Source organism: Pseudoxanthomonas sp. LH2527, from assembly GCF_022539275.1.
Classification (GTDB): domain Bacteria; phylum Pseudomonadota; class Gammaproteobacteria; order Xanthomonadales; family Xanthomonadaceae; genus Pseudoxanthomonas_A.
This window is the reverse complement of the sequence record NZ_JAKZBW010000020.1, coordinates 70,109-79,327: the sequence shown is the minus strand read 5'-3', so window position 1 is coordinate 79,327 and position 9,219 is coordinate 70,109. Positions and strand designations below refer to the sequence as shown.

General features: G+C 67.3%; 12 protein-coding genes and 1 pseudogene. 6 read left to right on the top strand and 7 right to left on the bottom strand.

The features are described from left to right. The 6 genes and pseudogenes from MMG85_RS12195 to MMG85_RS12170 form a co-directional block, all read left to right on the top strand. A pseudogene (locus MMG85_RS12195) lies at nucleotides 1-102 on the top strand (IS110 family transposase); the annotation flags it as partial. A gap of 190 nt (nucleotides 103-292) precedes the next feature. After that, complete coding sequence (gene creD / locus MMG85_RS12190) at nucleotides 293-1,666, top strand: cell envelope integrity protein CreD (protein WP_241046289.1); 1,374 nt, start codon at nucleotides 293-295, stop codon at nucleotides 1,664-1,666. 8 nt (nucleotides 1,667-1,674) lie between these two features. Continuing rightward, entirely contained in the window at nucleotides 1,675-2,163 is a 489-nt protein-coding gene (locus MMG85_RS12185) for a hypothetical protein (protein WP_241046288.1), read from the top strand. After that, entirely contained in the window at nucleotides 2,163-2,456 is a 294-nt protein-coding gene (locus MMG85_RS12180) for a hypothetical protein (protein ID WP_241046287.1), read from the top strand. Before MMG85_RS12185 ends, MMG85_RS12180 begins: the two co-directional genes overlap by 1 nt. Before the next feature lie 72 nt (nucleotides 2,457-2,528). After that, the gene (locus tag MMG85_RS12175; protein WP_241046286.1) at nucleotides 2,529-3,134 is read left to right on the top strand and encodes a GNAT family N-acetyltransferase; all 606 of its coding nucleotides are present in this window, start codon (nucleotides 2,529-2,531) and stop codon (nucleotides 3,132-3,134) included. Continuing rightward, on the top strand, nucleotides 3,131-4,012 hold the full coding sequence (locus MMG85_RS12170; protein ID WP_241046285.1) for a carbon-nitrogen hydrolase family protein: 882 nt from the start codon (nucleotides 3,131-3,133) through the stop codon (nucleotides 4,010-4,012). The genes MMG85_RS12175 and MMG85_RS12170 overlap by 4 nt, the downstream gene beginning before the upstream one ends. A 130-nt stretch (nucleotides 4,013-4,142) precedes the next feature. On the opposite strand, the gene MMG85_RS12165 is transcribed toward MMG85_RS12170, so the two are convergent. The 7 genes from MMG85_RS12165 to MMG85_RS12135 all read right to left on the bottom strand — a co-directional run bounded on the left by MMG85_RS12165 (nucleotide 4,143) and on the right by MMG85_RS12135 (nucleotide 9,182). Then, on the bottom strand, nucleotides 4,143-4,664 hold the full coding sequence (locus MMG85_RS12165) for a phosphatase PAP2 family protein (protein ID WP_055943378.1): 522 nt from the start codon (nucleotides 4,662-4,664) through the stop codon (nucleotides 4,143-4,145). A gap of 7 nt (nucleotides 4,665-4,671) precedes the next feature. After that, a complete protein-coding gene (locus MMG85_RS12160) occupies nucleotides 4,672-5,817 on the bottom strand; it encodes a glycosyltransferase family 1 protein (protein WP_241046284.1) in 1,146 nt (381 codons plus the stop codon). 33 nt (nucleotides 5,818-5,850) lie between these two features. Next, nucleotides 5,851-6,369 (bottom strand): hypothetical protein, encoded by a 519-nt coding sequence (locus MMG85_RS12155; RefSeq protein ID WP_241046283.1) that lies wholly within the window; start codon nucleotides 6,367-6,369, stop codon nucleotides 5,851-5,853. Nucleotides 6,370-7,178: 809 nt separating this feature from the next. After that, the gene (locus tag MMG85_RS12150; RefSeq protein WP_241046282.1) at nucleotides 7,179-7,586 is read right to left on the bottom strand and encodes a YbjQ family protein; all 408 of its coding nucleotides are present in this window, start codon (nucleotides 7,584-7,586) and stop codon (nucleotides 7,179-7,181) included. Nucleotides 7,587-7,635: 49 nt separating this feature from the next. Next, on the bottom strand, nucleotides 7,636-8,043 hold the full coding sequence (locus MMG85_RS12145) for a DUF4259 domain-containing protein (protein ID WP_241046281.1): 408 nt from the start codon (nucleotides 8,041-8,043) through the stop codon (nucleotides 7,636-7,638). 33 nt (nucleotides 8,044-8,076) lie between these two features. After that, entirely contained in the window at nucleotides 8,077-8,670 is a 594-nt protein-coding gene (locus MMG85_RS12140) for a hypothetical protein (protein ID WP_241046280.1), read from the bottom strand. A gap of 44 nt (nucleotides 8,671-8,714) precedes the next feature. Continuing rightward, nucleotides 8,715-9,182: a hypothetical protein gene (locus MMG85_RS12135; protein ID WP_241046279.1), complete on the bottom strand. Its 468-nt coding sequence runs from the start codon at nucleotides 9,180-9,182 to the stop codon at nucleotides 8,715-8,717. Nucleotides 9,183-9,219 lie beyond the last annotated feature (37 nt).

Genomic DNA, 9,219 nt, shown 5'->3' with positions numbered 1-9,219 from the left:
GGTAAACCCGCCAAGGTGGCCCTGGTGGCATCCATGCGCAAACTGCTGGTCATCCTCAACGCCCGCATGCGGGACCATCTCAACGCCTCCCAAACAGCCTGAATCAAGACAGTTGCTCTCCCCGCTGCGCAGGGAGAGGGGGAGAGCACCTCAAGCTCAGCTACGTCAACATTCCTACTCCTCGTCAGCAGGGAGAGGGAACCGGAGCACTTCACACAGCCTTCAAACACGCTCCCTGCCGGTTGCACGCAGCCGCCGGACGATGCATCCCGTATCCAACCGGGGCATCGACATGAAGTCACTGAAGTTGCTGTTGCGTTTCCTTACCGTCGGCGGGCTGGTCCTGCTGCTGCTCATTCCGCTGCTGATGATCCGCGGCGTCATCCAGGACCGCGAGCGGTACCGCACCCAGGCCGAGGCGCGCGTATCGCAGAGCATGGCCGGTCCCCAGCAGGTGGTCGGCCCGTTGCGCGTCGTTCCCTGGCGGGAGGAGCGCATGGTCAACGTCGTCGACGAGGACGGCAAGCCCGAGGCGCGCCGCGATGTGAAGGAAGGCTACATCGTGCAGATGCCGGCGACCCTGGTCGTCGATGGGCGCCTGCAGCCGGGTGAGCGACGCATCGGCCTGTACACGGTCAACGTGTACGAATGGAAGGCCTCGCTGAAGGCCGGCTTCGCGCCCATGCAGGTGCCGGCTGCCGCAGGACGGATCTATGGACAGCCCTACGTGGTCGCCGGCATGGCCGATGTGCGTGGCCTGGTGGGCACGCCGTCGCTGACGGTGGATGGCGTGCCGCGCAGCCTGTCCGCCGGCACGGGCGCGATGTCGTCGCGCATGGACGGCATCCACGCGTTGCTCGACGTGCAGGGCGGCTCGCTGCCTGCGAGCACTGCACATCTGGAGATGACGCTGGCGGGCACGCAGTCGATCGGCATCGCGCCGATCGCGGACAGCAACGACATCACCATGCGCTCGACCTGGCGCCAGCCGCTGTTCGGCGGCCGCTTCCTGCCCAACAGCAAGACGATCGACGATGCGGGCTTCAGCGCACGCTGGCAGGTGTCGTCGCTGGCCAGTGCCGCGCAGAGCCAGCTGGACTCCGTCTCGGGCAAGCTGACCCAGCCGCCTTCGCTCGGTGCATCGCCCGGCGAATACGCGGCCGACGGCAGCGGATCCAGTGCCATCGACAGCGCCGTGGTCAGCCTGGTCGACACGGTCGACGTCTACACGCAGGTCGATCGCGCCAGCAAGTACGGCATCCTGTTCGTGGTGCTGACCTTCGTCGGCTTTGCCCTGTTCGAGCTGATCAAGCGTCTGCCGATCCATCCGCTGCAGTACCTGCTGGTCGGCCTGGCGCTGGCGATCTTCTTCCTGCTGCTGCTCAGCCTGTCCGAGCACATCGCGTTCTGGCAGGCGTATCTGGTCTCGGCGGCGGCCTGCATCGGCCTGCAGTTCTTCTACCTGTCGGGCGTGCTGCAGAGCTGGCTGCGCGCCGCCGGGTTCGCGACCATGCTGACCGCGCTCTACGGCGTGCTGTACATCCTGCTGAAGTCGGAGAACAACGCACTGCTGATGGGCTCGCTGCTGCTGTTCGGCATCCTGGCCGCGATCATGTGGGTCACCCGCAAGGTGGACTGGTACGCGCTGGGCACGGAACTGCGCTGAGTCCCGCCATGAATCGCGTACGCATCTACCATCGGGCGCAACAGGTGCTCCCGTCCGCCATCCAGACCGCGGGTCTGCGCGGTGTGGCGATGTCGGCCGGACAGCTGCGATATCTGCTCTTCGGCTTGCTGTTGGGTCACGAGTCGCGCGGTGCGGTCGTACTGGAACTGGCACGCCACGCGGCCGCCGCCATCCAGCGCGAGGGTCTGGGCTATTTCGAAGGTGCGACGCGCTCGCGCGGTGCACTGGCGGGAGGCACACCCTCGTACTACGAAGCCTGGCGTCATCTGTCGTCGGGACACCAGGATGGACACCATGCGGTCTGCGCCGAATGGATGGGCGTGATGGACGATGGCGTCCTGCCCAGAGAGCGGCGCGTGCTGGACGCGGCCTGGCATGACGACGCATACCTGACCCGCGACATCGGCCGCGATGCCTGGCTTGCGGTGCTGCCGGCCGCAGCCGTTGTCCTCTATAGCTGGCGGGACGCCGGATGATGGGCTTGCTGGCCGCCACGATGATGTTCGCGCTTCCTCTCGGCGTGATCGGGATCGTCGCAGCCGTGGCGGGGTTCCTCTGCCGGCCGCTGCAGCCGCTCCTCCTGGTGGCGATGGCATGGGGCGTCGGGTGGCTCTGCACCGGGCTCGCCGCAGGCGACAGGTTCGCGCCCGCGCTCATTCTGCCGTTGCTGCTGGCCTCCCTCGTGGCGGCCTGCGCGAGTATCGCGGTACGCCGGGAGATGGAACACGGGTATCGCGTTGAGGCCAACGGCGCGGCCGCACTGGATTAATCCACAACGGACGGATGTCTGGCCATGGACGGCTGCCTCGCCCCGGCCGATGGCGTGCGCTAGAGTTCACGGATGAGCCCTGCGTACACCATCGGCCTTTTCCGTGGGCCGGAAATCACGCCCTGGCTGGATGATGTCGCGCGACTGCGTGCGGCCGTGTTCCGCGACTGGCCGTATCTGTACGAAGGCGATGCCGACTACGAGCGCGACTACCTCGATGCCTATGCGCGCTCGGCCGAGAGCGTGTTCGTCCTGGCGATGGATGCCGGCCAGGTGGTGGGTGCGTCGACCGGCCTGCCGCTGGAGGATGATACCGAGGCGTTCCGCCAGCCCTTCGTCGAGGCGGGGATGGATCCGGAGGACGTTTTCTATTTCGGCGAATCCGTGCTGCTGCCGGCCTACCGTGGGCAGGGCATCGGCCACGCCTTCTTCGATCATCGCGAAGCGCATGCGCGGGCGCTGGGCCGCTTCGCGTGGACCGCGTTCTGTGCGGTGGACCGCGAGCGCGACGATCCGCGCAGGCCGGAGGGCCATCGCGGCAACGAGGCGTTCTGGGACAAGCGCGGTTATACGCGCCAGCCGGGCATGACCATGCGGCTGGCGTGGAACGAGATCGGCCGTGGCGAAACCGACCACGCGCTGACGTTCTGGCTGCGTGGACTGGAGCCGATGCGATGAAGGTCGCCGTCGCGAAGTACGCCATCCAGGCGCCACGGGATTTCGCCGCGTTCGCGGCGCGCCAGTCGCAGGTGCTGGGCGAGGCGGCGGCGCAGGGCGCGTGCATCGCGGTGCTGCCGGAATACCTGTCGCTGGAACTGGCGGCGACCTTCGATGCCGCCACGCAGGCCGATCTGCACGCCTCGCTGGCGGCGATCCAGCGCTACCGCGAGGACTGGCTGGCGCTATACGCGCGGCTGGCTCGTGAGCTCGACCTGTACGTCGTCGCCGGCAGCTTCCTGCTGGAGCAGGGCGCCGGTCGCTACCGCAACCGCAGCGACGTGTTCACGCCGCAGGGTGCGCATGCCTGGCAGGACAAGCTGCAGCTGACCGGCTTCGAGAAGGGGCTGGGCGTGATCGATGGCGGCGATGCGCTGAACGTGTTCGACATCGACGGCGTGCGCGCCGGCGTGGCCGTCTGCTACGACAGCGAGTTCCCGCTGCCCGTGCGCGCGCAGGCCGAGGCCGGTGCGCGCCTGCTGCTGGTGCCCAGTTGCACCGATACCGCGGCCGGCGCCACCCGCGTACGGGTGGGGTGCCTGGCGCGCGCGCTGGAGAACCGGATGTTCGTCGCGCAGGCGGTCACCGCAGGCGAAGCGGCGTGGAGTCCCGCACTCGACCTCAACACCGGCGAGGCGGCGATCTTCGCGCCGATGGACCGTGGCCTGCCCAACGACGGCGTGGTGGCGCAGACCACGGGCGATCAGGGGTGGGCCATCGCCGATCTCGACGTTGATGCGCTTGACCGCAGCCGTGCCGACGCGCAAGTGGCGAACGATCGCGATTGGATGGGGCAGCTGAAGCCCGCCCTCTCACGCGCCAGGCTTCAAGCCCTGTAGGAGCGCCCTCGGGCGCGATGCTTTTCCAGGCACGCAACGAACAGCATCGCGCCCGAGAGCGCTCCTACGGAGCGTGTTTTCTTGCGTGATGCATGCGCGGTTTACAAGCCACCTTGCAGCGTCGCTCACGCTAGCCCAGCAGGCTGACGCCGGGCACCATCCAGATCGACAGTCCGGCCAGCGCAGTACCGATCACCGTCGCCGCCAGCACGTCGCTGGGGTAGTGCAGTCCCAGCACCACGCGCGAAGCGGCCACGCAAGCGGCGAACGGGATCAGCAGCGGTGCCAGTACCGGATAGTGGGCCAGCGCGACCAGGGTGAATGCGACGGCGTGCAGCGTGTGGCCCGAGGGAAAGCTGAATTCGTCCAGCGGCGCGATCCACGCGCGGATGCGCACGTCGGAAGCGAACGGCCGCGGGCGGCGCGTCCAGCGCTTCAACGCCTTGTACAGCGTCAGCGCGATCACGCCGGTGCCCGCCAGGTGCGCGGAGGCCGCCAGACCGTCCAGGCCATCGGCGACGATCAGCGCCGCCATCAGCACGTACCAGAACACGCCGTCGCCCAACCGGCTGACCACGGCGAAGAAGCGGCGCACGCCGAGCCCTTCGCCCCAGCGGTTGGCGAGCAGGCACCAGCCGGTGTCCCGGCCCATCAAGGCATTACGCGGCAGCAGCGGACGCATGGTGGCTTCTCCGTGTCAGGGCGAGGTCGGTCAGCAGGGCGTCGAAGTCGGCGGCCACCTGGTCCGGATGCAGGTCGTGCATCGCCCGGCTGGCGGCCTGGCCCTGCTGGCGGCGCAGGGCGGCATCGGTGGCGAGCCGCAGCGCGGCCGCCAGGAAATCGTCGTCGTGGTCCACGGCGGCGCCGTGCACGCCGTCGATCAGGTGTTCGCGTGCGGCCCCGTAGTTGAAGGCCACCACCGGCACGCCGCTGGCCATCGCTTCCAGGGTGACGTTGCCGAAGGTTTCGCTGTGGCTGGAGAACAGGAACAGGTCGCCGCTGGCGAAGTGCCGCGCCAGCGCTTCGCCGCGCTGCACGCCGCAGAACAGGAAGTCCGGATGCTCCTGCGCCAGCCGCTCGCGTAGCGGACCGTCGCCGACCCAGACGAACTTCGCCGTCGGCTGCGCCTGCTGGATCGCGCGGAACGCGCGGATGGACAGCTCCAGGTTCTTCTCCGCGGCCACGCGGCCCACGTAGATCACCGCCACCTCGTCCGGCCCCAGGCCCCACGCGGCGCGCAGCGTGTCATCGCGTTGCAAAGGGCTGAAGTGGCGGGCATCCACCGCACGCGCCAGCCGCACCACATGATGGAACCCCTGCGACTGCAGGAAGTCGGCCAGTTCGCGCGTGGGGACCAGCGTCGCGTCGGCGCCGTTGTGGAAGCGGCGCATCCAGCGCAGCGCGGTGTGCTGCAGGAAACGCACGCCGTAATCGCGCATGTATTCGTCGAAGCGGGTGTGGAAGCCGGTGGCCACCGGAATGCCCAGCCGCCGCGCCGCGCGCAGCGCCGACCAGCCGAGCGGACCTTCCGTGGCCACGTACAGCGCGTCCGGCGGCGACTCCTTCCAGAGCGCCAGCAGGCGGCGCGTGGCGGGCAGGCCGAACTTCAGGCCCGGGTAGCGCGGCAGGCGGGCGCCGCGCACCAGCAGGGTGTCGTCCACGTCGGTCTCGTCGTCCGGCTGGCGCGGACGCACCACGGACACCGCATGCCCGCGCTGGCGCAGACCGGCTTCCAGCCCCTGCACGGTGAGGGCCACGCCGTTCACTTCCGGCGGATAGGTCTCGGTGACGATGGCAAAGCGCATGCGCAGCTCCACGTTTTGCGCATGCTGGGGCTGTCAGGTGTCGCTGGTGTTTCGGTTGGGTGACCGCGGGATGACGGTGTTTGCGGGGTCCACGGCAACGCCGTGTTCCCGGGCCATCCGGATCAGGGCCGACGCCGTCGTCGGGTCCAGCCGTTTAAGCGGCAGGCAGTGGGCGGCGCCCGGGCTGAAAAAGAACATCAGGAACCCACCCAGCGTCTTCACCCGGAAGATGGCCGCCCATCGGTGCGTATAGGCATAGGTCACGCCCTCGACGTGGATCCCTTCGGCATTGAACGTGTAGGTGTAGGGCTCGCGGGATCGCCTGTTGTAGTGGACGGCAAGCGCACTCAGCGTCGCCATGATCGGTGTGAAACCGAAGGCGAAGAGTGAAACGAGTATCGTCGTGGGACGCAACGGCTCTTCACTCTGGAAGTAAAGGCCGATCACCGTGATGCCCATGGCGGCAAACACGAGCGTACCGATCAGCCCCGTCCAATGCCGCAGCATGAGCAGGAGATTCGCCCGGATGCGTTCGCGCAGCGTCAGGGTCATGGCGAGACGGAGTTCGTGCGGCACTGGGTCCATGGTGGCGCGGGTCTCCTGTCTGGCCGCGTCACTCTATCCGATGCACGCCACGACAGGGTCCGGAGATGCCCTCCAATCACCTGCTGTATTCCGACTGACATGGGGAAGCATCGCAGGCGATACCACTTTGTATGTCGGTCTATACGGCCGAGTGTGTCGCGACACATGCGTGCATATCGTCAGGGATACCGGTTGGTATCGACATCCATGCGCGATGGTATCGCCCGATATGACCATTCGCATGCCGCGTGATACTGAGTGGACTCTCTCGCGATACAGCGACATATGTCGCGCGATATGCAGGAGTATCGGCGGAGATGCCAATCGGTATCCAACATGATACCAATCGGTATCGCCGTTCAATACCGCGCCTATGTCGCGCCATATCGCGCAGTGTGTCGCGACATACTCGGCGTGTGCTTTCGCTACAGGGAAGGGGATGTCGTGGCAGCCGGGACGTGCCGGCGAACAATCGTCGACGATGGGCACGCCATGCCGCGGAGTATCAAGGAGGAGGTTGCAGGACCCGCCGGGCACCCGGCGGCGCATCCGGCGCGACATGGTCGGGACCGCCGCGAGACCTGGGACGACATCGGCGACCGGGTTTGCCGATGTCTACAGCGCCACCTTCGCGTATGCCGCGGCATCTGGGGAGCATGGCAGTGGACGAGGGCGCCCTCAGGCGCGTCGGCAAGGCCAGCGCCCGCTACCAGCCGCGCCAAGCCCGACAAGCGCCTACACGGTGAACCGGCTAGCCCGCCTGACAGCGCCGGGCATCACTCGCCCAGCGGCTCGACGACCACGGCCGTGCCGTAGCACAGCACTTCGGTCAGCCCGGCCATCACGTCGGTGGCGTCGTAGCGGACGGCGATGATCGCGTTGGCGCCGAGCTGCCGGGCGTGCTGGAACATCTCGCGATAGGTCTCGTCGCGGGCCTGCTCGCACAGCTCGGTGTAGATGGTGATGTTGCCGCCGAACAGCGACTGCAATCCCCCCAGGAAATTGCCCACGATCGAGCGCGACCGCACGGTGATGCCGCGCACCATGCCCAGGTTGCGGGTGATCCGGTAGCCGGGCAGTTCCAGTGCCGTGGTCACCATCGCGTCCGTGAGCGGCAGTGCAGCGGCGCGAGACGCGGTGGACGGGGGCGCATAGGCGGCGGAGGAATTGTAGGGATCGGTCATCGGGCTTCCAGGAGGTGCGTGGTGCGGAACGTGGCGCCGGACCGGTGGGTCAGGGGTCGAGATGGCCGCGGAGTTCGGTGACGACGGCCTGCCAGTCATGACTGTCCTCCGTCTCTTCCCATAATTCCCGCAGTTCCGAGTGGTCGGCCAGGATGCGGGTGAGCGCCTGCCGCGCCTGTGTGACGAGATCGGCATCGATGCTCGGCCGGATGCGCGCGAGCCAGTCGGCCAGTCCTTCCTCCTGCTGCGCCGCGAGCGTGGGGCGCCCCCGTCCCGCTGCCACGACCTCGGCTGCGACGATCGCCAGCGCCGCGTCCGGCGCCTCCACGTATTCGGTGGATGTCAGTACGTTGTCCAGCACCTCGCGGACCCGCGACAGGTCGCCGCTGTCCAGCACATCGATCATGAAATCCGCCGCGTCGTCGTTGTCGAAACTGCCGATGCCCCAGGTGCCCATGCTGTTTTCCTTTGTGGAGTGAAGGTAGGTGAACTAGTCGCCGTAGGTTCGCCAGTGCAGTACACGCGCTTGCTGCACGCTCACGCCGACAAAACGGTATCGGGTGCCATCTTCGGGGCAACGGAAAAACACGTACGACGTCCGCAGGCTTTCTTCGTCCGGCCACCAAGGCCGCTGGAGGGGTGCTGGAAGTGTCTGCGCATGCTCAATCGCATGGCATGTATCTGGCAAGGACGCGGCGGTGGGTGGAGGCAGCGAGAACGCGAGCATGCTGACGTTGGTGTCAAGATCGTGCGCTTCCCGGATGTCTGTCGCATCGTCCGGTAGCCATGGCGGAATCCATCCCTTTTCGATGTAACCCGCATCCCTGGCTTCTCGCGCGGCGGCGAAGGTCGCGTCGGAGACAGTATCGACGCAGCCGGTCACGACAGTGCCGATCACCGAAAGCACGACGGCCAAAGCGCGGCCGCCGATGGGGTGCGGTGCGCGAGAGACGGCCACGATGCTGTCGCTGACGACTTCAAGCTGGAGACGTGCGGGATTGGCAGAGCGGGCCTTGGCGCATCCACCGGCCCGTCGGACGCCTGTATTGTCGTTCTCGAAAGCGGCCACGCCCCGGCTATCCATGTCATTCCCATCGGTGCGCCACGCGTCCCGTGGCGGGAGTCGTGTCAGTCGTGCGTGCGTCTGGCGGCCTGGCGAAGGCGGAGTGCCTGCTGCCGCTCATCCAGCGGGCGCATGAACACGCCCGGCTTGATCCCCTCAAATCTGTGCCCTTTCAGAATTATCAGGCGTTGGTCGGAGTCCTGCGCGTGCGCAGCCTGGATCTGGCCGAGCGTGTAGTGAAGGTGTGATGCCAGCGGGACGAAGAGATGCTTGGGTACGGGGGATGCATTGGACACGAGCACTTGGTCCACCGTGATGCGAAGGCGGATCTGGTTCCGCTGGCTGGGCCCGGTACGCGCCTTGGGATCGGTGACGGGCTTGCCCGCCCCGTCGATCATGTCGACGCCGGTCACACGGCCGACCAGGATGTGGTCTGCAGAGACCGCCATGTCCTCCAGCGTGGCCTCGAACGGAACGCCGGCCAGGGCGGTCATGGGAAACAGCGTGAGCAGGGTAAGCAGGATGCGTCGCATGGTTTCCTTTTCGGGGTGGTTCAGCACGCGCCCGGCG